This is a genomic window from Streptomyces polyasparticus (genome assembly GCF_014493765.1).
Taxonomy (GTDB): Bacteria; Actinomycetota; Actinomycetes; order Streptomycetales; family Streptomycetaceae; genus Streptomyces; species Streptomyces polyasparticus.
In genome coordinates this window covers 78,264-100,727 of record NZ_JACTVJ010000013.1, presented here as the reverse complement: position 1 = coordinate 100,727, position 22,464 = coordinate 78,264, and the positions used below count along the sequence as shown (strand labels likewise).

Annotated in this window: 21 protein-coding genes; 12 read left to right on the top strand and 9 right to left on the bottom strand. The window is 73.0% G+C overall.

Annotated elements, in window-relative coordinates; all coding sequences use genetic code 11:
* Window positions 1-15: 15 nt before the first annotated feature.
* The 4 genes from H9Y04_RS26740 (at window position 16) to H9Y04_RS26725 (ending at window position 4,120) form a co-directional block, all read left to right on the top strand.
* Complete coding sequence (locus H9Y04_RS26740; protein ID WP_308801115.1) at window positions 16-1,692, top strand: ferredoxin reductase family protein; 1,677 nt, start codon at window positions 16-18, stop codon at window positions 1,690-1,692.
* A 251-nt stretch (window positions 1,693-1,943) separates the two neighbouring features.
* Window positions 1,944-2,126 carry a hypothetical protein gene (locus tag H9Y04_RS26735; protein WP_187816599.1) on the top strand — a complete coding sequence of 61 codons (183 nt, stop codon included), beginning with the start codon at window positions 1,944-1,946 and terminating at the stop codon, window positions 2,124-2,126.
* A gap of 230 nt (window positions 2,127-2,356) precedes the next feature.
* Window positions 2,357-3,205, top strand: coding sequence for an aminoglycoside phosphotransferase family protein (locus H9Y04_RS26730; protein WP_187816789.1), 849 nt, complete (start codon window positions 2,357-2,359; stop codon window positions 3,203-3,205).
* A gap of 132 nt (window positions 3,206-3,337) precedes the next feature.
* A complete protein-coding gene (locus tag H9Y04_RS26725) occupies window positions 3,338-4,120 on the top strand; it encodes a sulfite exporter TauE/SafE family protein (RefSeq protein ID WP_187816598.1) in 783 nt (260 codons plus the stop codon).
* A gap of 18 nt (window positions 4,121-4,138) precedes the next feature.
* On the opposite strand, the gene H9Y04_RS26720 is transcribed toward H9Y04_RS26725, so the two are convergent.
* The 4 genes from H9Y04_RS26720 to soxR form a co-directional block, all read right to left on the bottom strand.
* The gene (locus H9Y04_RS26720; RefSeq protein ID WP_187816788.1) at window positions 4,139-4,780 is read right to left on the bottom strand and encodes a class F sortase; all 642 of its coding nucleotides are present in this window, start codon (window positions 4,778-4,780) and stop codon (window positions 4,139-4,141) included.
* A 230-nt stretch (window positions 4,781-5,010) separates the two neighbouring features.
* Window positions 5,011-5,538, bottom strand: coding sequence for a GVDTG sorting domain-containing protein (locus H9Y04_RS26715; RefSeq protein WP_187816597.1), 528 nt, complete (start codon window positions 5,536-5,538; stop codon window positions 5,011-5,013).
* Window positions 5,539-5,818: 280 nt separating this feature from the next.
* Window positions 5,819-6,601, bottom strand: a complete 783-nt coding sequence (locus H9Y04_RS26710; protein ID WP_187816596.1) for an aminotransferase class IV — start codon at window positions 6,599-6,601, stop codon at window positions 5,819-5,821.
* 81 nt (window positions 6,602-6,682) lie between these two features.
* Window positions 6,683-7,189 carry a redox-sensitive transcriptional activator SoxR gene (gene soxR, locus H9Y04_RS26705; RefSeq protein ID WP_187816595.1) on the bottom strand — a complete coding sequence of 169 codons (507 nt, stop codon included), beginning with the start codon at window positions 7,187-7,189 and terminating at the stop codon, window positions 6,683-6,685.
* 52 nt (window positions 7,190-7,241) lie between these two features.
* Here soxR and H9Y04_RS26700 point away from each other — a divergent pair, with 52 nt between their 5' ends.
* Entirely contained in the window at window positions 7,242-7,859 is a 618-nt protein-coding gene (locus tag H9Y04_RS26700) for an NADPH-dependent FMN reductase (RefSeq protein WP_236071477.1), read from the top strand.
* Here H9Y04_RS26700 and H9Y04_RS26695 read toward each other — a convergent pair.
* Window positions 7,856-9,118: an ATP-binding protein gene (locus H9Y04_RS26695; RefSeq protein ID WP_308801114.1), complete on the bottom strand. Its 1,263-nt coding sequence runs from the start codon at window positions 9,116-9,118 to the stop codon at window positions 7,856-7,858. The genes H9Y04_RS26700 and H9Y04_RS26695 overlap by 4 nt on opposite strands.
* Window positions 9,115-9,828, bottom strand: a complete 714-nt coding sequence (locus H9Y04_RS26690; protein WP_187816593.1) for a hypothetical protein — start codon at window positions 9,826-9,828, stop codon at window positions 9,115-9,117. The genes H9Y04_RS26695 and H9Y04_RS26690 overlap by 4 nt, the downstream gene beginning before the upstream one ends.
* A 368-nt stretch (window positions 9,829-10,196) precedes the next feature.
* On the opposite strand from H9Y04_RS26690, the gene cutA reads away from it, so the two are divergent.
* A complete protein-coding gene (gene cutA, locus H9Y04_RS26685) occupies window positions 10,197-10,556 on the top strand; it encodes a divalent-cation tolerance protein CutA (RefSeq protein ID WP_236071475.1) in 360 nt (119 codons plus the stop codon).
* Window positions 10,553-10,978: a gamma-glutamylcyclotransferase family protein gene (locus H9Y04_RS26680; RefSeq protein WP_187816592.1), complete on the top strand. Its 426-nt coding sequence runs from the start codon at window positions 10,553-10,555 to the stop codon at window positions 10,976-10,978. The genes cutA and H9Y04_RS26680 overlap by 4 nt, the downstream gene beginning before the upstream one ends.
* Here H9Y04_RS26680 and H9Y04_RS26675 read toward each other — a convergent pair.
* Window positions 10,959-13,355 (bottom strand): molybdopterin oxidoreductase family protein, encoded by a 2,397-nt coding sequence (locus tag H9Y04_RS26675; RefSeq protein ID WP_187816591.1) that lies wholly within the window; start codon window positions 13,353-13,355, stop codon window positions 10,959-10,961. The two genes, H9Y04_RS26680 and H9Y04_RS26675, sit on opposite strands and share 20 nt — an antisense overlap.
* A gap of 246 nt (window positions 13,356-13,601) precedes the next feature.
* Between H9Y04_RS26675 and H9Y04_RS26670 the strand changes: the two genes are divergently transcribed.
* The gene (locus tag H9Y04_RS26670) at window positions 13,602-14,369 is read left to right on the top strand and encodes a glucose 1-dehydrogenase (RefSeq protein ID WP_187816590.1); all 768 of its coding nucleotides are present in this window, start codon (window positions 13,602-13,604) and stop codon (window positions 14,367-14,369) included.
* 119 nt (window positions 14,370-14,488) lie between these two features.
* Here H9Y04_RS26670 and H9Y04_RS26665 read toward each other — a convergent pair whose 3' ends face one another.
* Together H9Y04_RS26665 and H9Y04_RS26660 are read right to left on the bottom strand one after the other, a co-directional pair.
* Window positions 14,489-15,253 carry a SanA/YdcF family protein gene (locus tag H9Y04_RS26665; RefSeq protein WP_187816589.1) on the bottom strand — a complete coding sequence of 255 codons (765 nt, stop codon included), beginning with the start codon at window positions 15,251-15,253 and terminating at the stop codon, window positions 14,489-14,491.
* Between the two features lie 114 nt (window positions 15,254-15,367).
* A complete protein-coding gene (locus H9Y04_RS26660; RefSeq protein WP_187816588.1) occupies window positions 15,368-16,432 on the bottom strand; it encodes a hypothetical protein in 1,065 nt (354 codons plus the stop codon).
* 443 nt (window positions 16,433-16,875) lie between these two features.
* On the opposite strand from H9Y04_RS26660, the gene H9Y04_RS26655 reads away from it, so the two are divergent.
* From H9Y04_RS26655 to dnaG, 4 genes are all read left to right on the top strand, one after another.
* Complete coding sequence (locus H9Y04_RS26655) at window positions 16,876-17,709, top strand: sirohydrochlorin chelatase (protein ID WP_187816785.1); 834 nt, start codon at window positions 16,876-16,878, stop codon at window positions 17,707-17,709.
* A gap of 41 nt (window positions 17,710-17,750) precedes the next feature.
* A complete protein-coding gene (locus H9Y04_RS26650) occupies window positions 17,751-19,082 on the top strand; it encodes a deoxyguanosinetriphosphate triphosphohydrolase (RefSeq protein ID WP_187816587.1) in 1,332 nt (443 codons plus the stop codon).
* 153 nt (window positions 19,083-19,235) lie between these two features.
* A complete protein-coding gene (locus H9Y04_RS26645; protein ID WP_187816586.1) occupies window positions 19,236-20,501 on the top strand; it encodes an NAD(P)/FAD-dependent oxidoreductase in 1,266 nt (421 codons plus the stop codon).
* A 36-nt stretch (window positions 20,502-20,537) separates the two neighbouring features.
* Entirely contained in the window at window positions 20,538-22,445 is a 1,908-nt protein-coding gene (gene dnaG, locus H9Y04_RS26640; protein WP_187816585.1) for a DNA primase, read from the top strand.
* Window positions 22,446-22,464 lie beyond the last annotated feature (19 nt).

Here is a 22,464-nt window from a genome sequence, read left to right as displayed (position 1 = left end):
CTATGTTCAGGCGCCGTGAGTACTGATGCTGCAGTTGGGGACGCGCCGTTCGGGGACGTGGCGCAGGGACCGGGGCTGGCCAAGTACCCCGCCCTCGCCGCGTATCTCGAGCAGACCGAGGCGGCGGGGCCGCGGCCGGGCGGCGCGGGGGCGGGTGTGCCACTGCGTCCCGCCGGACCGCCGCGTCCCCCCGGACGGCCTCGACCTGCCGAGCCGCTGCGGTCTGCCGTGCCGCCGCGCGTTCCGCGGACGCGTGCCGTGGGGAGTGTGGTGGCGCATGGGCTGAGGGTGTTGCTCGGGCATACGGAGGAGGCGGGGGAGCGGCCCCGTTCGGTCACCGAGCCCGGCTCGGTCACCCCGGCCCGCGCGGTCACCCCCGCCGCCCCCCTCCGTATCTCCCCCGCCCGTCTCCGCAGCAGCCTCCTCGCCGGCGCCGCAGCCGTCACCGCGCTGTGGGCCGTGCAGGTGCACCCCTCCGCGCGGCTCGACGCGCTGTTCGCGACCGGGGCCCATCTCAGCGGGCTGCTCGCGGGATACGGCGTGCTCGTCATGCTCTTCCTCATGGCCCGCGTCCCCGCCGTGGAGCACGGTGTCGGCGCCGACCGGCTCGCCCGCTGGCACGCGTGGGGCGGACGCTGGGTGATCGGCCTGTGCGTCGGGCACACCGTGCTCGCACTGTGCGGATACGCCGTGCACCGCGGCACCGACCTCCTGACCGCCGGCGGCGAACTGCTCGGCTACCCGGCCCTCGCCGCCGCCACCCTCGGTACCGGACTGCTCATCGCCGTGGCCGTAACCTCCGCCCGCGCTGTGCGCCGCCGCGTCGCGCACGAGACCTGGCGCGCCCTGCACCTGCTCACCTATCTCGCCGCCGCGCTCGCCTTCGCCCACCAGCTCGCAGGGCCCGAGATCGCGGGCAGCATGCTCGCCGTATGGACGTGGACGCTGCTGCACACCACGGTCGCCGCGCTGCTCTTCTGGTACCGGCTCGTCGTCCCCGTACGGCAGGCGCTGCGGCACGCGCTGCGGGTCACGGAGGTACGCCGGGAGGGCCCCGAGGTCGTCTCGGTGATGATCCAGGGGGAGGGGCTCGACGAACTGCGGGCCGAGCCGGGGCAGTTCTTCCGCTGGCGGTTCCTGCAGCGCAGGCTCTGGCACACCGCGCTGCCCTTCTCGCTCTCGGCTCCCGTACGCGAGAACACCCTGCGCATCACCGTGAAGGCCGCCGGGAACCACACCCGCCGGATGCGTCGGCTGCGTCCCGGTACGAGGGTCCTGGCCACCGGACCGTTCGGCGCGCTCACCGCGCACCGCCGTACGCGCCGCAAGGTACTGCTGCTCGCGGGCGGGGTCGGCATCACGCCGATGCGCGCCCTCTTCGAGACGCTCCCCGGCGGTCCCGGCGAGGTGACGCTGCTCTACCGGGCCAACAACGCGGCCCAGTTGGTTCTGCGCGAGGAACTGGAAGCCATAGCGGCGACCCGGCAGGCGGCGCTCCACTACCTCCTCGGCCCGTCCGACGCGTCCTTCGACCCGCTCGCCCCGCAGGCGCTGCGCAACCTCGTGCCCGACCTCGCCGAACACGACGTCTACCTCTGCGGCCCACCGCGGATGGCGGAGGCGGCGACGGCCGCGCTGGTGCGGGCCGGGGTGCCGGAGGAGCACATCCACGCCGAGAACTTCACGTTCTAGCTCCCCGGACAGACCCCGCCCTCCCTGGGGGCCGAGCCCTTCCAACCCTATCGGCGCCCACTGACAACACCCGCGCTGCGCAAGCCGCTTCCCGCCGCGCAAGCCGCTTCCCGCCTCGCTCCCCTTCCCGCCTCGCTCCCCTCCCCGCCTCCCTCCTTGCCCCGTTCCCTCCCTGCCTCACCCCTCACCCCTCACCCCTCACCCCTCACCCCTCACCCCTCACCCCTCACCCCAAGAACGGAAGCCACCCCATGGCCCGCCACCGCAAGCCCGCCCCCGGCCCCACCCACCAGGCCCGCCGCAAGTTCGCCGCCTCGCTCGCCGGCGCCAGCGCCCTGGCGGCCACCTTGCTCACCCTCTCGATCGACCCCGCCGCCCCACCGGCCCCCGACCGCCTCCCCACCGCCCCGGCCCACCCACAGGCCGCGCCCTGAGGCGGTACTCTCGGCAACCCGCTTACCAGGAGCTGCAGTTGACCGGCACCGACCGTACGGACATCCGTACCGGGAGCACCCCAGACACGACCCCTGGGAGCACCCCAGACACGACCCCTGGGAGCACTCCCGAAACGGCCCCCGGGAGCACCACCGAAACGACCCCCGGGAGCACCACCGAAACGACCTTCGGGAGCACCACCGAAACGACCTTCGGAAGCGCCCCTGAGATCACCACGGCACTGGTCCGGCAACTGCTCGACACCCAGTTCCCGCAGTGGTCCGCCCTGCCTCTCACTCTCCTCGACGCGGCCGGCTCCGACCACGTGATCCATCGCCTCGGCGACAAGCTGTCCGTACGTCTGCCGCGGCACGCCGGCGCCATCGGCCAGGCGGAGAAGGAGTTCCGCTGGCTGCCGCTGCTCGCGGACCACCTCCCGCTGCCCGTCCCCACGCCGGTCGCGGTGGGCGCACCGGATCTCGGCTACCCCTGGCCGTGGGCGGTGGCCCGCTGGCTGGACGGCGAGCCCGCGACCGTGGAGCAGCTGGGCGACTCGGTCGAGGCCGCCACCGGACTGGCCCGATTCCTCACCGCCCTGCAGCAGTTCACCACCGAGGGAGCCGACGGGGATCTCTCCGGCGAGCCGCTCTTTGCCAGGGACCGGGACACGCGTGCCGCGATCGCCCGGACCGCCGGCACCTTTGACGCCGCCGCGATGACCGGGCTCTGGGACGCCGCGCTGGCCGCTCCCGGCCGGCAGGGCCCGCCGGTGTGGTTCCACGGCGACTTCCACACCGGCAACCTGCTGACCGCCGACGGCCGTCTCGGCGCGGTCATCGACTTCGGCGGGCTCGGTGTCGGCGACCCGGCCTGTGACCTGATGATCGCGTTCACGCTGCTGTCCGCCGAGAGCCGCGCGGTTTTCCGTACGGAACTCGGCGTGGACGAGGCCACTTGGCTGCGAGGCCGCGGCTGGGCCCTGGCCACCGGACTCAACGCGTACACCACGTACGCCGCCGTCAGCCCTCGTGTCGCCGCGCAGACCACCCGTCAGATCATCGCGGCGCTCGCGGGCTGAGAAGGGGGGCGCGCCCCGAAGCTCAGATCCCGAAGCTCAGATCCCGAAGCTCAGATCCCGAAGCTCAGATGTCGCTCAAGCGCGGCCAATTCCATGGACGGCACACCTACCCCGTGACTTAGGGTCGCGATCATGCCCGACATACCCCTGACCGTCATCGTCCTGCTCTGCCTCGCCGCCGCGGCGGCAGGATGGATCGATGCGGTGGTCGGAGGCGGGGGGCTGCTGCTGATCCCCGCTCTGCTTGTCGGGCTTCCCGCCGGTACCCACGCGACGACCGCGCTCGGCACCAACAAGGCCGTGGCGATCGTGGGGACGACCGGTGCGGCCGTCACCTATGTCCGCAAGACACCGATCGACGTCCGTACGGCGATACGGATCGGACTCGCGGCGCTCACCGGTTCGATGGGCGGTGCCGTGCTCGCGGCCGGCATGAGTACCGAGGTGCTCAAGCCCGTCATCATGGTGGTGCTGCTCGGTGTGGCCGCGTTCGTCATCTTCAAGCCGTCCTTCGGCTCCGCGCCCGCCCCCGGACCGGCCACCCGTCGCCAGATCTGGGCGGCGATCGGGATCGCCGGTCTCGGCATCGGTTTCTACGACGGGCTCATCGGACCCGGCACCGGCACGTTCCTGGTCCTCGCCCTGACCGCCGTACTCGGCCTCGACCTGGTGCGGGCCTCGGCCACCGCGAAGATCGCCAACGTCTGCACCAACGCGGGCGCGCTCGGGATCTTCGCCTGGCAGGGCGTGGTCCTGTGGCAACTGGCCGCCCTGATGGCCGTGTTCAACCTCGCCGGCGGCACCATCGGCGCCCACACCGCCCTCAAGAAGGGCAGCGGCTTCGTACGGATCGTGCTGCTCGTGGTGGTGTTCGCGCTCGTGGCGACGATGGCGTACGAACAGTGGGTCAAGTAGCCCGGGCAGGCCGGCCCCTCACACCACCCCCGTCAGATGCGCGAAGACCACCACATTCCCCAGATACCCGGTCTTCTTCGAGTAGCCGCCCCCGCACGTGATCACCCGCAGCTCGGGGCGCTTGGCCGCCCTGTACACCTTGTCGTCGGGGAAGGCGCGGCTGTCGTAGACCTCGACCGCGTCGACCGTGAACACGGCGGTGCGGCCGTCGGTGCGGCGGACCTCGATGCGCTGGCCCTTCTGCAGCGCGCCGAGTGCGTAGAAGACCGAGGGGCCCTCGGCGTTGTCCACGTGCCCGGCCACGATCGCGGTGCCGCGGTCGCCGGGCGTCGTGCCCGACTCGTACCAGCCGGCCAGGTCGCGCCGTGCGGCGGGCGGCACTTCGAGGCTTCCGTCCTTCATGAGACCGAGGCCGGTGAGCGGGGCGTCGACCTTGATCGACGGGATGGTTATCCGGGTCGGCGGCGAGGGCGGCAGAGCGGGCGCACCCGCGTCTCCGGAGGCCGGACCGGCACCGTCGCCGGGACCGTCACCGCCCGCCTGGGCCGCCGACGGCTGCGGCGGCGGGGAGCTCGCGGTGCCGTGCTGGAGCAGCCACACCCCGCAGCCGAGCGCGAGCACGGTCACCGCGGCTATCGCGACATTCAGCGAGCGCCGCAGGCCGCGTTGCCCGGCGTCCTTCCGTCCGGCAGGGGCCGCGACGTCATCCGTACCGGAGCCTGAGTCGTACGCCATCGTGCCCCCTCAGAGGGTTCGTGGGCCGCGACCGCGCGGCCCGATCCACAGAACACAGCCCTGGCCGGACCCCTCGTCCCCCTCCGCCGCCGCGTGCGGTCACGTCGGAGGAGGGGGCGGGGACGGCGGTACCGGTGGACAGCGGAGGGTGTCCGTCAGATCCCGTCGCCTCTCGCCCGGCGATGCAGGAGCCAGGTACCGCCCGCGGCGGCGACGGCCAGGGCCGCCACTCCCGCCGCGGTCTGCACGGGGTCGGGGCCGAGTGCGCCGCCGACCCCCGTCTTCACATGCCCCTTCGGTGCGACCTGCTGCTTGCTCGGAGCGGTGAGCGTGACGATCAGATCGCCCGACACCTCCGCGCCGCCCGCGCACTTCGCCCGGATCGCATACGTGCCGGGCGAGGCCGAGTTCGGCACGGTGAACTTGCCCACCGCGTCCTGGGCGTGGGTGGTGGGCTGCAGCCGGAAGCCGCCGGCGCCGACGGCGCTCGCGTCACCGGCCGCGGTGCCGCTGGTGCCGCAGGACGGGGTGTTCGCCGTGACCGTTCCGCCCGGGGTGACGCTCGTCGGGTACAGCTCGAGCGATCCGGTGCCCGTGCTGTCCGCGACTGCCGGTGCCGCCGCGAGGCCGGCCGACAGGGCGAGTGCGGATGCTGCGAGCAGACGGGTGGCGGCGATGCGCATGGGGCTTCCTCCGGCGGCGCGCGGCCCGCGGCACCCCCTGTGCCGCCGTCTCGGTCGCGCCCTCGCTTCCGAGGTAAGTGCCAGTCGGCGCCGTACGCCTGTCGATCATCCGGCGGTTGCGGCGGTATTCGGCCCGGTGCCCCGTAAGTTCCAGCAGGTCATCGCCGTACGCGTACGGCCTCGGACGAGTTGGCCGCCGCGCCTGTGAACGGGTGACGCGGCTCACAGGGGCCGTGCTCAGGCGGTCACACCGTGTCCCACGGGGGCCGTGCCCAGATGGTCACACCGTGTCCCAGGGGACGGCCGCGTCGATCTCGTGGAGTCGCTCCATCAGCTTCTCGTCGACGGGGAAGACGGTGTCGTCGATCCGGCCGACGGGCGCGACGCCCTGCGAGTTGGTGACGAACGCCGCGCGGAAGGCGCCGAGGCCGTCGAGGGTGATCCGCGCGCGGCGCGAGGGCAGCCCGGCGCCGGCGAGCCGCGGCTCGAGCAGCTGCAGTGTGATGCCGTCGAGGGAGGGCCCGGCGGGCCAGACGACACCGGTGTCGTCGAGGAAACCGATGTTGGTGACGGCGCCTTCGAGGACCGTGCCGTCGTCCTCCACGAGCAGCGCGTCGTCGAACCCCGCCGCTCGCGCCCGCTGCCCGTAGTAGCCCTGCCCGAACCCGCCGAGGTGCTTGATGTGCGCGGCAGGACGCCGGTACGCGACGGACTGCAGGGCCTGCTCGGCGCCGGACATCCGCTGCGGTCCGCGCACGGTCACCATGACGGTCGGGGTGATCTCGGGACAGTGCACATAGACACGTACGGAGGCGTCCGGGTACGTGTCGCCGAGCGCGTGCCGGATCAGCCCGCGCACCCGCTCGCCGTTGAGCTCCTGCCCCCACAGCTCGTCCGTCGCCTTCCGCAGCCGTTCCAGATGCAGGGCGAGACCCCGGGTCGCGCCGCCGCGCACCTGCATCGCGGTGAAGTGCCCGTACGCGGTGGTCGCCGGGTGCAGCAGGGACTCGGCGTCCGCCGGACGGCCGTCGATCTCGACACGGAGCAAGGGGAGTGGGGTCATGGAGGAACGGTAGACATACCGCGCGAAGGAGTCAGCCCCCGGGGACCGCGAAGGAGCCAGCCCCCAGGGACCGCGAAGGAGTCAGCCCCCGGCCGGCACGGGGTCCGGCACGCATTCCGGCGCGCAGGCCGGGTCCTCCTCGATCAGGCGGCGCGGTCCCGGCCCGTGGCTGCCGAGTTCGTCGTACGGATTCGACAGGCGGCACCGGTCGATGGACAGGCAGCCGCAGCCGATGCAGTCCGTCAGGTTGTCCCGCAGCCGCTGCAGCGTGCGGATCCGCTGGTCCAGGTCCTCGCGCCAGCACTCCGAGATCCGTGCCCAGTCCTCGCGGGTCGGGGTGCGGTCCTCGGGCAGCAGGCCGAGCACCTCGCGGATGGTCGCGAGCGGGATGCCCAGCTTCTGCGATGTACGGATGAAGGCGACGCGGCGCAGGGTGTCGCGGCTGTAGCGGCGCTGGTTGCCGGTGGTGCGGCGGGAGGTGATCAGGCCCTCGCGTTCGTAGAACCGCAGTGCGGAGGGCGCGACTCCGCTGCGTGCGGCCAGTTCTCCGACGGTGGCTTCGGTGGCGTCCCAGGCGAGTGCGGTCATGTCGCCAGGCTAGCTTGACTTCAACCTTGGTTTAAGTATGAGCCTGAACCGCATGACAACCGTTGCTGAACCGACAGCCCTGTCCGCCCCCGCCGACCGCTCCCCGGTGAAGCTCGCCGTGGTGATCGGCTCCAACCGGCACGGCCGCTTCGGGCCCGTGATCGCCGACTGGTTCCTCGCCCATGTCCGCGAGCGCGCCGACCTCGACGTCGAGATCGTGGACCTGGCCGAGCACGATCTGCCCACCGCCCTGTCCCATCAGCCCTCCGCCGAGGTGCGCGCACAGCTCGCGGCCGTGACCCCGAAACTCGCCGCTGCCGAAGCGTTCGTGGTGCTCACGCCCGAGTACAACCACTCGTTCCCGGCCGCCCTGAAGAACCTCATCGACTGGCACTTCACCGAGTGGCAGGCCAAGCTCGTCGGCTTCGTCTCGTACGGGGGTGTCTCGGGCGGTCTGCGCGCGGTGGAGCAGCTGCGCACGGTCTTCGCGGAGCTGCACGCCGTCACCGTCCGCGACACCGTCTCCTTCCACAACGCCTTCGGCCACTTCGACGCGCAGGGCGGCCACCGCGATCCGGCCGAGTGCGACGCCGCGGCGAAGCTGCTGCTCGACCGTCTGATGTGGTGGGCGCTCGCGCTGCGGGAGGCCAAGGCGGTGCGCCCGTACTAGCAGGTGTCCGCTGCGGGCAGGACGACGGTGGCCAGTGCGCCGCCGTCGTCCGCGTTGCCCAACTCGACCCGGGCGCCGATCACTTCGGCCTGGCCGAGCGCGATGGTCAGGCCGAGGCCCGTGCCCTGGCCGCGCTCCTTCGCGCCGGTCAGGAAGCGCTGCGGACCCTCGGCGAGCAGATGCTCGGGGAAGCCTGGGCCATGGTCGCGCACGGTCACACAGGTGCCCGCCACCAGGATCTCGACCGGGGCGGAGCCGTGGCGGCGGGCGTTCACGATCAGATTGGCGAGGATGCGCTCCAGGCGGCGCGCGTCGGTCCGTACGAGCGCGTCCATGTCCCCGGTGAACTCGGCCTTGTATCCGGCCCGTTGGATGATCCCCGCCACCAGCTTGCCGAGCGGGTGCACCTCCAGGTCGGGCTGTTCGATCCGCGCGTCGAGCCGGGCCACTTCGAGCAGGTCCTCGGTGAGGGTGCGCAGCGCGGCGACCCGGTTGCGCACCAGCTCGGTGGGCCGTCCCGGCGGCAGGAGCTCGGCGGCCGTCTGCAGTCCGGTCAGCGGGGTGCGCAGTTCGTGGGCGACATCCGCGGTGAACCGCTGCTCGGCCTCCAGACGCTGCTGCAGTGTCGTGGCCATCGTGTCCACGGCGCAGGCCAGTTCGGCCACCTCGTCCTTCGTACGGGGAGGGCGGGGGTGGTTGATCCTGGCGTCCAGATCGCCTTCGCTGATCTTGCGCGCGGTGGCCGCCGCGGTGCGCAGATCGCGGCTCACCCGGCTGGCCACCGCGGCGCCGCCGAGCGCGGCCAGGGCCACGACCACCGTGCCCCAGGCGATCAACTGGTTGTCCAGCTCGTGGAGTTCGTCCCGCGCGTCGTCCAGCGGGAGCTTCACCGAGAGCACCGACTTCTCGCCGATCGGCCGCGCCGCCCAGACCGCCGGATGGTCCCCGTCGAGGCGCAGATAGGTCGTCCGCCGCTTCGCGAGGGCGGCCGCCCGCAGCGGAGCCGGCAGGGCGGGCGAGTCGATCGCGGCGGCCGAGTCCTCGTGGTCGACGCTGCCGGTCGCCACGTACACCTTCCGTACGCGCACCAGCTCGGCGGTCGCGTTGGTGCGCGCCTGGTCGGCGACCTGTTCGTACCGGGCGTGGTGGATCAGACCGCCGATCGCGAGCGCCACCAGGGCGCAGCCGGAGGCGAGCAGTGCGGCGATCTTCCAGCGCAGACCGAGTCCGTTGAGCCGGGCGCGCATGCGGTCCGTCACGGGGCGCCCCCGTCCGCGCTGTTGTCCGCCGGGCAGGATTCCGTGTGGCCGGGGCGCGGCCGTTGGGTGGCGGAGCCGCTGGTCCGCGGGTAGGTGGTGGTGTCGCTGAGCGCCGCGAGCAGCACACCGTTCCAGTGGTAGCGCACGGCGTTCTCGCCGCCGTTCCTCGGGGTGCGGAGCAGCAGATCGCTGCCGACCGCCTCCACGCACAGGCGCTGTCCGCCCGACTTGAGGATGCGGTAGGCCTTGCCGTCGCGCGCCGTGTAGACCGCGACGACGGTGCGGCCGGAGGAGGTGTCGACGGCGACGACGAGTTCGTCGTGCCCGTCCCCGGTGAGGTCGACGAGCCGCGGCGGCCGGATGCCGGAGCGGCCGGGCCCCGAGATGTCCCGCAGCCGCGCGTATCCGCGCATGTCCGGGTCCGCGCGCAGCACGTCGCGCACATCGACCTCGGCGAAGCCGCCCTTCGGCACGGTGAGCCGCTTGAGCGCGGGCGGCGGCTCCTGCCCCGCGACGCCGTCGCCCAGCGCGTTCGGCAGCGACTCCGACCAGGCCGGCCAGATCGCCCGCGGGTGCGGCTGCTCGGATACGTCGGGTGCGCGGGTGCCCTCGGCGAGACCGTTCTGGTTCCCGCAGCCCCCGAGCAGCACGGCGGCCAGGGCGGCTGCGGCCAGTGCTGTCGGCACGGTGCGTCGGGACAGGCGGTTCATGCGGTGGTCCAGATCGGAGGGTGGGTCCTGGGCGAGCGGGGGTCCGGGCCGAACGAGGGGCCGGTCGGGCGGAGTGCGCGCGGACGTGGGGGGCCGGCGCGGGGGTGGTGGCCGACCAGGGGGAATGCCGGGGATTCGGCGAGGGGTCGGCCACCACAATGGAACGGTAGGGGGCGTGCATCACGAAAACCCGCCCGTTATGTAACAGTCGGGGCCAGTTATGACGTATGGCGGCAAATAGGGACTTTCGGCCTGGATCTCCAGGGCAACTCGGCTGCGGAAGGGAAGGCGTGGACGTGGCAATGGGCACGGGTACGGGTACGACGGGTGCGAGCACGGGGGACGGCGCTGCAGGCAAGAGGGAGGGCATGACCGGCAAAGGGGAGGACATGACGGAGGCGTCCACGGGCTCCGGTGTGTGGACCGTGCTGACCACGACGGACGCGGCGCTCAAGGCCCAGCTGCTCGCGCGCGGCGCGGTCGACGCGCGGCTCGCGGCCTGTGCGCAGATCTCCGCGCCGGTCACGTCGGTCTACCGCTGGGAGGGGAAGACCGAGACGGCCGAGGAGTGGCAGATCCTGTTCAAGACCACCGCGGAGCGCTACCCGCTGCTTCAGGAGTGGCTCCAGGAGGCGCACGACTACGAGACACCGGAGATCATCGCGACCCCGGTCGCGGCCGGCAGCGCGGCGTACCTGGACTGGGTCCGCCGCGAGACGACCCAGTGAGACCGGACGGCGGGGTGCTGCCGTTCTTCGTGTACGGGACGCTGCGGCCGGGCGAGTACAACCACCGGCGGTTCCTGGCGGGCCGGACCGTCGCCGCGGAGCCCGCCCGCTGGGTGGGGGCGGACCTGTACGAGGGGCCCGGCTATCCGTACGCGGTCGAGGGCGCGGGCACCGTCCACGGCGAGGTCGTGCGGCCCGCGCCGGGGGAGTACGCCCAACTCCTGGCGCTGCTCGACCGGTTGGAGGACTACGTCCCGGGTGACCCGCACAACGACTACGAACGCATCGCCCGTACGGTCGAGACGGCCACGGGACCGGTGGACGCCTGGGTGTACGTGGCGGCACCCGCGGTGGCGGCCCGGCTGCGGGCCGGCGGGCGGGTGCTGCCGGGCGGGGACTGGCTTACGCGGGCGGGGAGTTGAGGCCTTCCGTCGACGGCGTGGCCGCTTCGGCCGGTCGTGCGGCTGCTTCCGCCGACTGCCCGGCTGCTTCCAGGCGTACGGCGCACACCTTGAACTCCGGCATACGGGAGGTCGGATCGAGCGCCGGGTGCGTGAGCGTGTTGGCCCGGCCCTCGCCCGCCCAGTGGAACGGCATGAACACCGTGTCCGCCCGTATCGCGGTGGTGATCCGCGCCGGGGCCACGGCCCTGCCCCGGCGCGACACCACCGAGACGGGGTCGCCCTCACCGACCCCGATCCGGTCTGCGAGCCGCGGATGGAGCTGCACGAACGGGCCCGGTGCGGCCGCGTTCAGCTCCGGTACGCGGCGGGTCTGGGCGCCCGACTGGTACTGGGCGAGCACCCGGCCGGTCGTCAGGACCACCGGATACTCGGCGTCCGTCTCCTCGGCGGCCGGCCGGTGGGTCACCGGCGCGAAGCGGGCCCGGCCGTCGGGGGTGGCGAACCGGTCGAGGAACAGGCGGGGAGTGCCGGGGTGCGGGCCCGAGGGAGTGCCGGAGTGCCGGCCGGCCGGCAGCTGCGCGGGCCCCGGGTGCCGGGCGTCCCCGCTCGCGGACTCCGGGCCGGTGCCGCCCCCCGAGACGGCACCGGCGCCTGAACCCGTGGGGCTTTCCGCCGAGTTCGCGGGGCCGTCGGCCGACGTGCCGAGGGCGGAAGCCGCGGGCCCGGCGCCCGAACCCGTCGGGCCGTCGGCCGCGGCGGACTCGCCGTTCTCCGGGCAGGGCCAGAACACCCCGTCCTCCTCGACGAGCCGCCGGTAGGTGATGCCCGAGTAGTCCGCCGCGCCGCCAGCGCTCGCCCGGCGCAGCTCCTCGAAGACCTCTTCGGGATCGGTCGGGAACCCCTTCTCCACCCCGAGCCGCGCCGCGAGTTCACTCAGTACGTCGAGATCGCTGCGTACCCCCGAAGGCGCCGTCACCGCACGCTGCCGCAGCAGGACGCGGCCCTCCAGATTGGTGAGCGTGCCCGTCTCCTCGGCCCACTGCGTCACCGGCAGCACCACGTCCGCGAGCTCCGCCGTCTCGGAGAGCACCACATCGGCCACGGCGAGGAAGTCGAGCGACCGCAGCCGCTCCTCGACATGTGCGGCGCGCGGCGCGGACACGACCGGGTTGGAGGCCATCAGGAGCAGGGACTTGATGTCGCCGCCGAGCGCGTCGAGCAGCTCGTACGCGCTGCGCCCCGGCGCGGGCAGCGAGTCGGGGTCCACGCCCCAGACCTCGGCCACATGGGCGCGGGCCGCAGGGTCGGCGAGATCGCGGTAGCCCGGCAACTGGTCGGCCTTCTGGCCGTGTTCGCGTCCGCCCTGCCCGTTCCCCTGGCCCGTGAGACACCCGTATCCGGACAGCGGACGGCCCGCGCGCCCGGTCGCCAGGCACAGATTGATCCAGGCACCGACCGTGTCCGTGCCCTTGGCCTGCTGCTCGGGTCCGCGCGCGGTGAGCACCATCGCGTTCTCCGGCTCGCAGAACATCTCGACCGCGCGCCGCAGTTGGGGCACCGGCACCCCGGTGATCCGCTCGACCAGCTCGGGCCAGTGCGCCATCACCGCGGCCCGCGCGCCCTCCCAGCCGGTGGTGCGCTCGGCGATGAACGCCTCGTCGGTACGGCCCTGCGTCACCACCAGATGCAGCATCCCGAGGGCCAGCGCGAGATCCGTGCCCGGGCGCGGGGCCAGATGCAGATCGGCCTGCTCGGCGGTCTTGGTGCGGCGCGGATCGATGACGATCAGGGTGCCGCCGTTCTCCTTCAGCTCCGTGAAGTACCGCAGGGCCGGCGGCATGGTCTCGGCGAGGTTCGAACCGACGAGGATCACACAACCCGTACGCGGAATGTCCGCCAGCGGGAACGGAAGGCCGCGGTCGATCCCGAACGCCTTGCGTCCCGCGGCCGCGGCCGACGACATGCAGAAGCGCCCGTTGTAGTCGATCTGCGAGGTGCCGAGCACGACCCGCGCGAACTTCCCGAGCGTGTACGCCTTCTCGTTGGTCAGCCCGCCGCCGCCGAACACCGCGACCGCGTCGGCTCCGTGCGCGTCCCTGGTCCCCTGCAGCCGCCCGGCGATCAGGCCGAGCGCGTGGTCCCAGCTCGCGGGGGCGAGGCGGCCCGTCTCCGGATCCCTGACCAGCGGCTCGGTCAGCCGCGCGGCCCGGTCGAGCAGGGCGGGCGCGGTCTGCCCCTTGCCGCACAGGGCTCCCCGGTTGACGGGGAACTCGGCCCGCTCCACGACTTCCACCCGCCCGTCCGTCACGGACAGCCCCATACCGCACTGGAGTGCGCAGTACGGGCAGTGCGTGAGGGTCGGACCGGAGGTGCCGGACGGTACGAGTTTCGCCATACGCCCAGCGTGCGTGCCTGGTGTTACACCCCATACCCATGCGCGTTACGCGCCGGGTACGGCGGGCTCAGCGGGGTGGGGGTGCGGTGGTGAGGGGCGATGGGAGTTCTCGTGCGGGGCGCTGACATCCGCGGCGGCCCCTGGCACACTGGCCCGGCCTTCCCTATATGCCTAACAGTCATATAGGGAAGGCCGGTTGAGCGGTGCCGGTACGCGGCGCCGACCGTGGAATCCGGAGGGAAGCCCATGCCCGCAGAGCTGAGCGGCAGGACAGTGATCGTCACCGGCGGCGCGAGGGGGCTGGGCGCCGCGACCGCCCGGGCGATCGTGGAAGGCGGCGGGAAGGTCCTGATCACCGACGTGCTGGAGAAGGAGGGAGCCGAGACCGCGGCCGCGCTCGGGGAGGCCGCGCGCTTCTTGCGGCACGACGTGACGTGCGAGGCGGACTGGCAGGGGGCGTTCGCCACGGCGCGGACGGAGTTCGGGCCCGTCCACGGACTCGTCAACAACGCGGGCATCGCCACCGGTGAGCTTCTGGAGCACGAGACGGTGGAGCACTTCCGCCAGGTGATCGAGATCAACCTGACCGGGGTGTTCCTCGGCCTGCGGACCGCGATACCCGTCCTGCGCGAGAACGGCGGCGGCTCCGTCGTGAACATCTCCTCGGCCGCCGGCCTCACCGGGCTGCCCCGGACCGCCGGTTACGGTGCGTCGAAGTGGGGTGTCCGCGGTCTGACGAAGATCGCCGCCGTGGAACTCGCCGAGGCGAGGATCCGCGTCAACTCCGTCCACCCCGGCATGACCTACACCCCGATGACCTCCGGCCTGGGCATCAAGCCCGGCGATGGTGGCTACCCGGGCACCCCGATGGGCCGCGTCGGCGTCCCGGAGGAGATCGCGGGGGCGGTGACCTTCCTGCTCTCGGACGCGGCGGCGTACATGACGGGCGCGGAACTCGCGGTCGACGGCGGCTGGACCGCCGGGCCCACGGTGCGGGCACTCATGGGCGGTTGACCCGCTTTCCTCGCGTGGGCGCGCTGCCGGTTGCCTGCTCATCCTCGCGTGGGCGCGCTGCCGGTTGCCTGCTCATCCTCGCGTGGGCGCGCTGCCGGTTGCCTGCCCTGCCTCGCCTCTCAGCGCGGGCCGGCCAGCGCCTTGCGCACCCCGTCCTCCCGCTCCCCGAGGAACTTCGGGTCCCGTCCGAGCATTGCGTCGCTCGCCCCCTTCCCCGACGCGAGCAGCTCCCGTACGCCCCCGAAGTACCAGGTCGCGTCGTGCGGCTCGGCCACCCCGACGCCGTACGAGTCGATCCCCGCCTTCTCGCACAGCGCCACCGCCCGGCGGATGTGGAAGCCCTGGCTGATCAGCACGGCCCGGTCCACCCCGAAGATCTTCTTCGCGCGGACACAGGAGTCCCAGGTGTCGAACCCCGCATAGTCGCTCACGATCCGCCGGTCGGGCACCCCGTGCTCGGTCAGATAGCGCCGCATGGCATCCGGTTCGTCGTACTCCACCCGGCTGTTGTCCCCGGTGACGAGCAGGACCTCGACCTGCCCGGAACGGTACAACTCCGCCGCCGAGTCGAGCCGGTGCGCCAGATACGGCGAGGGCTCGCCCTTCCACAGCCCGGCCCCGAACACCACGGCCACCGGTGTCTTCGGCGCCCCCGCCACATCGCCGACCCGCCCGGCCGCGGCGGCATGCATCCATGTGGACGGCAGCAGCGTGAGCACACACCCCAGCATCAGCGTCTGCACGGCCCGCCGCTGTCCGCGCCGCGTGCGCAGGGTGCGCCGCGTCCACGACCACAGCGCGCCCAGGCGCCTTCGCACCGCGGCCGGCCGCGCGGGCACGGCCCGCACCGCCCCGGCCGCTCGGCCGGCTCCCGGCATCCGCATGTCCACCCCCGTTGTCGCACGTACCTCTTGATCTACGCCGGGAGTGGCTGCTTGGTTCCCTCGGGGGTGTTTTGCCCGTATGTGTTCCGCGCCTCTCGTCGGCGCGCCACCGCGTCACCGCAGAAACGTTCGCGCTCCATGGACGATCTGCAGCCCCATCGGCGCGAGGAAACACAGCCACGTCGCGAGGGCCAGCGCCGAGTTGTCCGGCACACCCGAGCCGAGCAGCACCGGCCGCTGCAGCAGGAACACTCCGGCCGCCACCACCCCGTACCCCGTCTGCGCCAAGGGTGACCAGGCCTGTTCATGCAGCTCGTCGTACTCCGCGGCCAGTGTCAGGGGCAGCCCGAAGGCGAGCACGACCACACCCATCAGGACCAGCACGAAGAGGTTGCCTTCGCCGGGCCCGCGCGCGGGGAACAGCTCCCACCGGGTCTCCGCCCGCGCCGACATGTCATCCGTCTCGTCGACATGGGCGCCCCACCCGGGCCGGCCGGGCGCCCACAGCAGCTCGACCCGGTCCCCGCGCGCCGGCTTCGCCTCCGTATAGGCATGGCGGGCGGGCAACGGCCGGTCGGCGGCCGGGACTTGGAGCGTCAGGTCCGACCAGTAGCCATGGAGCACCCCCTCGTCGTCACGGCTCTCGCGCACCCCGCGCGGCGCCTCGGCCACCGTGCCGACCGTCGCCACAGCCCCCTCCCGCTGCATCCGCGCGACCGCCCCGTCCTCGTCCAGGCCCGCGCCGAGCAGACCGAAGACCGCCGCGGAGGCGATCGCGACGGGTATCAGGGCCAGGCACCGGCGCAGCTTCACCCACACCGGCGCACCGAGCGGGCCCTCCGGCTCCTCGTCCGGCCACCACCGCTCACCCTCGGCGGCCTCGTCCTCACCGTGCTTGGACAGCGATACGCGCCCGGTCGCGAAGGCCGGCCGGCGCACATACGGCCAGCGCCAGGACACCTCGTCCACGCCCTTGCGTATCCACAGCAGGACGGGCCGGCCCAGGGCGCAGCCGGCCGCGACCCAGCCCCAGGCCAGCGCCCCGTCCAGCGGCGGCGGCCCGCTCAGCGCGCCGAGCGCCAGGATCCCGGCGACCGAGACGGCCACGCAGGTCCCGACCGCGCACAGGCGCACGCCCCAGGTGAGCGCGCCGTACAGCAGGTAGACGAACTTCCCCATGAATTCCCGAACCCCCAGGCCTCGGGACGCCACCACCGCAGGCCTCGCAACCGTCGGCCGCCGCTCCCACCGGTCACCCCACAGCCACCTGCGGCCGCCGGCCCCCCACAGGCCGCGCAGCACCCCCACGCCGCCCAGGATCGCGTACGTCACTGACAATCCCCGAGGCGGGTGCGTGAACGAGGCGAAATCACCTGTCATCGCCGCGCAACGACCCGGCAATGTGCACCCGTCAGGCTTGCCGCATGACGGCTTCGAGCGCACGTTCCGCCTCTCGCACCGACGAGCCCGAGCCGCTGCCGCGTACGAATGCGGGCGGCGGCACGGCCGCGGCGCCCGTCGCCGCGATCCCCGTCGCCGCGGCCCCCGTCCCCGCGGCCGTCTTCGACAGCGCCGCCGAGACCGCGCTCGCCGAGGCCACCTTCGACAGCACCGCCACGCTCATGGGCCGCATCAGCGCCCAGCTCGGCAGCCAGCTCAGCCATGTGCGGCTCGACGGCCGCCGGCACCCCGACGCACAGCAGGCCCCCGCCCTGGTCCTGGTCGGCCACGGCAGCCGCAACCCCGCGACCCTCGCCACCGTCAAGGCGCTGCGCGAGCGCGTCCGCGAGCTGCGGCCCGAACTGGCCGTCCGTCTCGGGCACATCGAGATCGACGAGCCGCTGCTCCCCGACACCCTCGCCGCGCTCGCCGCCGAGGGCACCACCGACGCCGTCCTCGTACCGCTGCTCCTGAGCCGCGGGTTCCACGTCAAGCACGACCTGCCCGCCGCGGCCCGCGCGGCCGCCCTGCGCACCCGGATCGCCGAGCCGCTCGGGGAGCACCCGCTCCTGATCGAGGCGCTGTACGACCGCCTCGTCGAGGCCGGCTGGCCCGCCGAGGGGCAGCTGACCGACCGGATCCGGCGGGGGAGCGGCGTCGTACTCGCCGCCGCCGGATCGCGCGACCCCGAGTCCTCCGCGGGCACCCGCCGGATCGCCGGACAGCTCGCCGAACGCCTCGGCGTCCCCGTCGTCGCCGCCTACGCCTGCGCCGCGGCGCCCGCCGTACCCGCCGCGATCCGCGCGCTCGCCGCCCGCGGCCGGCACCGGGTCGCGATCGCCTCCTGCTTCACGGCCCCGGGCCGCTTCGCGGCGGACTGCGCCAAGGCCGCACCCTGGATCGCCTCGGCACCGCTCGGTACCCACCCGGCGGTGGCCCGGCTGCTCCTTCACCGCTACGACCAGGCCCTGCGCAGCCCGGCCGCCACGGGACACCTCCGGCTCGTCCCGGCGTAACGGACGTACGGGGTGCGCCCCACCCGAGCTACTGTCACTGCATGGAAGGCACGCACGAAGACCCGTACGAAGGCACCCGGCACGAAACCCGCAGCACGCCCCTCGGCTACGAGGACGCGGCCCTCGAACGCTGGGCCCCCGAGCCCGACAAGCGCCCCGGCCGCACCGCCTTCCAGCGCGACCGCGCCCGGGTCCTGCACTCCTCCGCCCTGCGCCGCCTCGCCGGGAAGACCCAGGTGGTCACGCCGGGCACACGCAACCAGGCCTGGGACGCCAGCCCCCGCACCCGCCTGACGCACTCCCTCGAATGCGCCCAGGTCGGCCGCGAGCTCGGCGCCGCGCTCGGCTGCGACCCGGACCTCGTCGAGGCCGCCTGCCTCTCGCACGACATGGGCCACCCGCCCTTCGGCCACAACGGCGAGCAGGCGCTCAACGAGTTCGCCGCGGACTGCGGCGGCTTCGAGGGCAACGCCCAGTCGCTGCGGCTCCTGACCCGGATCGAGCCCAAGCGTTTCGTACGGTCGCAGAGCTCCGGCGAGCTGGTGTCGGTGGGCCTCAACCTCACCCGCGCCGCCCTCGACGCCGCCACCAAGTACCCCTGGCAGCGCGGCGCCCACCCGACCGACCCGACGTCACCGAAGTTCGGTGTGTACGACGACGACCGGCCGGTCTTCGAGTGGGTGCGCAAGGAGGCGCCGGGCCACCGCACCTGCTTCGAGGCCCAGGTCATGGACTGGTCCGACGACGTCGCGTACTCCGTGCACGATGTCGAGGACGGGCTGCACGCCGGCCACATCGACCCCAACTGCCTGCACGCCGAGCCCGAACGACGGGCCGTGTTCGAGGTGGCCATCGGCCGCTACGTCCCCGAGGGCACCGACCCCGAGGAGCTCTCCGCCGCGCTCGACCGGCTCCTCGAACAGGAGTGGTGGCCGCACGGCTATGACGGATCCGCCGTCGCGCAGGCCCGCCTCAAGGACGCCACCAGCCAGCTGATCGGCCGCTTCTGCCTGGCCGCGGAGGGCGCCACGCGCGCGATGTACGGCCCGGGACGCCTCACGCGGTACGCCGCCGAACTCGTCGTACCGGAGGAAACCCGGTACGAGTGCGCGGTGTTGAAGGCGGTCGCCGACCGTTACGTGATGCAGCGCGACGAGCAGGAGCGGCTGCGCGCCGACCAGCGCGTGGTCATCGCCGAGCTGGCCGCCGCGCTCACCGCCCGCGCCCCGGAGGGTCTCGACCCGCAGTTCCGCGCGCTGTTCGACACGGCCGCCGACGACAAGGCGCGCGCCCGTGTCGTGGTCGACCAGATCGCCGCCCTCACCGACGCCGCGGCCCGCTCCCTGCACCGCCGCCTCACCGCGCCGCGGTGACGTCGCCCCACGACGCCGCGCCGACCTGACCCGGAGTGACGAAATACTGGCTCGTTCGCTCCGTGCCCCCTTCCCCCATCACACTCTGTGCGGGACGCTCCCTTGAGGTGAACGCAGGGGCAGCACACGCAGTGAACAGCTAGGAGGCACCAAGTGGTCGACGCGGATCAGACGTTCGTCATCGTCGGAGGCGGACTCGCCGGAGCGAAGGCGGCCGAGACCCTCCGCGCCGAAGGGTTCACCGGGCGCGTGATACTGCTCTGCGACGAACGCGACCGGCCCTACGAACGGCCGCCCCTGTCCAAGGGCTATCTGCTCGGCAAGGAGGAGCGCGACAGCGTCTTCGTGCACGAGCCGGCCTGGTACGCGCAGGCCGATGTCGAACTCCACCTCGGCCAGCCCGTCGTGGCCATCGACCGCGAGCGCCACGAGGTGCGCCTGGGCGACGGCACCGTCGTCGGCTACGACAAGCTGCTGCTCACCACCGGCGCCGAACCGCGCCGCCTGGACATCCCCGGCACCGACCTCACCGGCGTGCACCATCTGCGCCGCCTCGCCCACGCCGAGCGCCTCAAGGGCGTGCTCGGTCAGCTCGGGCGCGACAACGGCCATCTGGTGATCGCGGGCGCGGGCTGGATCGGCCTCGAAGTGGCCGCCGCCGCGCGCGAGTTCGGCGCCGAGGTCACCGTCGTCGAACCCGAGCCGACGCCCCTGCACGGCGTGCTCGGACCCGAACTGGGCGGTGTCTTCGCGCAGCTGCACAGCGAGCACGGGGTGCGCTTCCACTTCGGCGCGAGGCTCACCGAGATCGTCGGCCAGGACGGCCTGGTCCTCGCGGCCCGCACCGACGACGGCGACGAGCACCCCGCCCACGCGGTACTCGCCGCGATCGGCGCGGCCCCGCGCACCGCGCTCGCCGAGGCCGCCGGCCTGGCCCTGGTGGACCGCGCCCACGGCGGCGGCATCGCGGTCGACGCCTCGCTCAGGACCTCCGACCCGGACATCTTCGCGGCCGGCGACGTGGCCGCAGCCCAGCACCCGCTCCTGGACACCCGGCTGCGCGTCGAGCACTGGGCGAACGCCCTGAACGGCGGCCCCGCCGCCGCGCGCGCGATGCTCGGCCGCCCGGTGACGTACGACCGCGTCCCCTATTTCTTCTCCGACCAGTACGACATGGGCCTGGAGTACTCGGGCTGGGCGCCCCCGGGCTCGTACGACCAGGTCCTCATCCGCGGCGATGCGATGAAGCGTGAGTTCATCGCGTTCTGGCTCGCGGACGGCAAGGTCCTGGCCGGGATGAACGTGAACGTATGGGATGTAACGGATCCGATCCAGCAGCTCATCCGTACCGGCATCCGCCCGGACCAGGAGCGCCTCGCGGACCCGACGACCCCACTTGAATCCCTCCTGGAGGAGTGAGCGGGGACTGTCACTGCCGCACCGTAGACTTCATGCGTGGCAGGCAGGATCAATGACGAGGACGTGAAGGCGGTACGGGACGCGGTCCCGATCGACGCCGTGGTGTCCGAGTACCTGCAGCTGCGCAATGCAGGCGGCGGAAACCTGAAGGGCCTGTGCCCCTTCCATGACGAGAAGTCGCCGTCCTTCCAGGTCAGCCCGAGCAAGGGGTTCTTCCACTGCTTCGGCTGCCAGGAGGGCGGCGACACCATCACGTTCGTGATGAAGATCGACCACCTCACCTTCTCGGAGGCGGTCGAGCGGCTCGCCGGCCAGGCGGGCATCACGCTGCGGTACGAGGAGGGCGGGTACAACCCCTCCCACCAGCGCGGCGAGCGGATCCGCCTGATCGAGGCGCACAAGATCGCCGCGCAGTTCTACCAGGAGCAGCTCGCCACCAGCCCCGAGGCCGAGATCGGCCGGGTCTTCCTCGCCGAGCGCGGCTTCGACCAGGCCGCCGCCGAGCACTTCTCCGTGGGCTACAGCCCGGCCGGCTGGGACCACCTCACCCGCTATCTGCGCGGCAAGGGCTTCTCCGACAAGGAGCTCATCACCTCCGGCATCTCCCAGGAGGGCCGCCGCGGCCCCATCGACCGCTTCCGCGGCCGTCTGATGTGGCCGATCCGCGACATCGGCGGCGAGGTCGTCGGCTTCGGCGCGCGCCGGCTGCGCGAGGACGACAACGGGCCGAAGTACCTCAACACCCCCGAGACCGCGATCTACAAGAAGTCACAGGTCCTGTACGGGATCGACCTGGCCAAGAAGGAGATCGCGAAGTCGTCTCGCGCGGTCGTGGTCGAGGGCTACACCGACGTCATGGCCTGCCACCTCGCGGGCGTGCCGACCGCCATCGCCACCTGCGGCACGGCCTTCGGCAGCGACCACATCAAGATTCTGCGCCGCCTCCTGATGGACAACGGAAGCGCCCGCGTGATCTTCACCTTCGACGGCGACGCGGCCGGCCAGAAGGCGGCTCTGCGGGCCTTCGAGGACGACCAGAAGTTCGCCGCGGAGACCTTCATCGCCATCGCCCCCGACGGCATGGACCCCTGCGAGCTGCGCCTGGCCAAGGGCGACGACGCGGTGGCCGACCTGGTCCAGCCGCGCACCCCGCTCTTCGAGTTCGCGCTGCGCCAGATCGTGGGCCGCTATGACCTGGAGACCCCCGCGGGCCGCGCCGCCGCGCTCGACGAGGCCGGGCCGGTGGTCGCCCGGATCAAGAACACCGGCGCCCAGCACGAGGTCGCCGTCCAGCTCGCGGGCATGCTCGGCATCCTCGACACCCAGTTCGTGGTCAAGCGCGTCGCCCAGCTCGCCCGCTGGGCCCGCGACAAGGGCGGCCGCCCCCAGAACGACCGGCGGCCCCAGCCTTCCGCCTCGTACGAGGAGACGGGCGCCCGCCCGGCCTCGGGCGGCGCACCCCTGAATCTGCGCAACCCGGCCTACGCCACCGAGCGCGAGCTGCTCAAGCTCGCCCTCCAGCGCCCCGAGCTGGTCTCCCCGGCCTTCGACGCATACGGCGTGGACGAGTTCACCGCCCCGCCCTACGCCGCCGTACGCCAGGCGATCATGGACGCGGGCGGCGCCGAGTACGGCATGCAGGACTCCCAGGCCTATCTCGTACGGGTCCGTGAGGCGGCCCCCGACGACGCCGTGCGCGCCATGGTCACCGAGCTCGCGGTCGAGGCGATCCTGCGCCGCACCGTCGACGAGAACTACGCGGGCGAGCAGCTCGTGTGGGTCCGCCGCCGCGCCGTCGACCGCCGCATCCGCGACGTACAGGGCTCCCTCGCCCGCCTCGGCACACACGGCGACCCGGCCCAGCTGGCCGCCGTACAGGAGGAGTTGATGGTCCTCCAGCGGTACAACCGGGCCCTGCAGGACCGGGGCGCGGCGGCGCTCTGAGGCCGGTTTCCGGAGGTCG

Coding starts and splice junctions, on each gene's coding strand:
- H9Y04_RS26675 (WP_187816591.1), bottom strand. CDS start 13,355: ATGGCGAAACTCGTACCGTCCGGCACCTCCGGTCCGACCCTCACGCAC.
- H9Y04_RS26655 (WP_187816785.1), top strand. CDS start 16,876: ATGGGCCGCATCAGCGCCCAGCTCGGCAGCCAGCTCAGCCATGTGCGG.
- H9Y04_RS26670 (WP_187816590.1), top strand. CDS start 13,602: ATGCCCGCAGAGCTGAGCGGCAGGACAGTGATCGTCACCGGCGGCGCG.
- soxR (WP_187816595.1), bottom strand. CDS start 7,189: ATGACCGCACTCGCCTGGGACGCCACCGAAGCCACCGTCGGAGAACTG.
- H9Y04_RS26710 (WP_187816596.1), bottom strand. CDS start 6,601: ATGACCCCACTCCCCTTGCTCCGTGTCGAGATCGACGGCCGTCCGGCG.
- H9Y04_RS26725 (WP_187816598.1), top strand. CDS start 3,338: ATGCCCGACATACCCCTGACCGTCATCGTCCTGCTCTGCCTCGCCGCC.
- H9Y04_RS26665 (WP_187816589.1), bottom strand. CDS start 15,253: ATGCGGATGCCGGGAGCCGGCCGAGCGGCCGGGGCGGTGCGGGCCGTG.
- H9Y04_RS26690 (WP_187816593.1), bottom strand. CDS start 9,828: ATGAACCGCCTGTCCCGACGCACCGTGCCGACAGCACTGGCCGCAGCC.
- H9Y04_RS26715 (WP_187816597.1), bottom strand. CDS start 5,538: ATGCGCATCGCCGCCACCCGTCTGCTCGCAGCATCCGCACTCGCCCTG.
- cutA (WP_236071475.1), top strand. CDS start 10,197: ATGACCGGCAAAGGGGAGGACATGACGGAGGCGTCCACGGGCTCCGGT.
- H9Y04_RS26650 (WP_187816587.1), top strand. CDS start 17,751: ATGGAAGGCACGCACGAAGACCCGTACGAAGGCACCCGGCACGAAACC.
- H9Y04_RS26700 (WP_236071477.1), top strand. CDS start 7,242: ATGACAACCGTTGCTGAACCGACAGCCCTGTCCGCCCCCGCCGACCGC.
- H9Y04_RS26660 (WP_187816588.1), bottom strand. CDS start 16,432: ATGGGGAAGTTCGTCTACCTGCTGTACGGCGCGCTCACCTGGGGCGTG.
- H9Y04_RS26735 (WP_187816599.1), top strand. CDS start 1,944: ATGGCCCGCCACCGCAAGCCCGCCCCCGGCCCCACCCACCAGGCCCGC.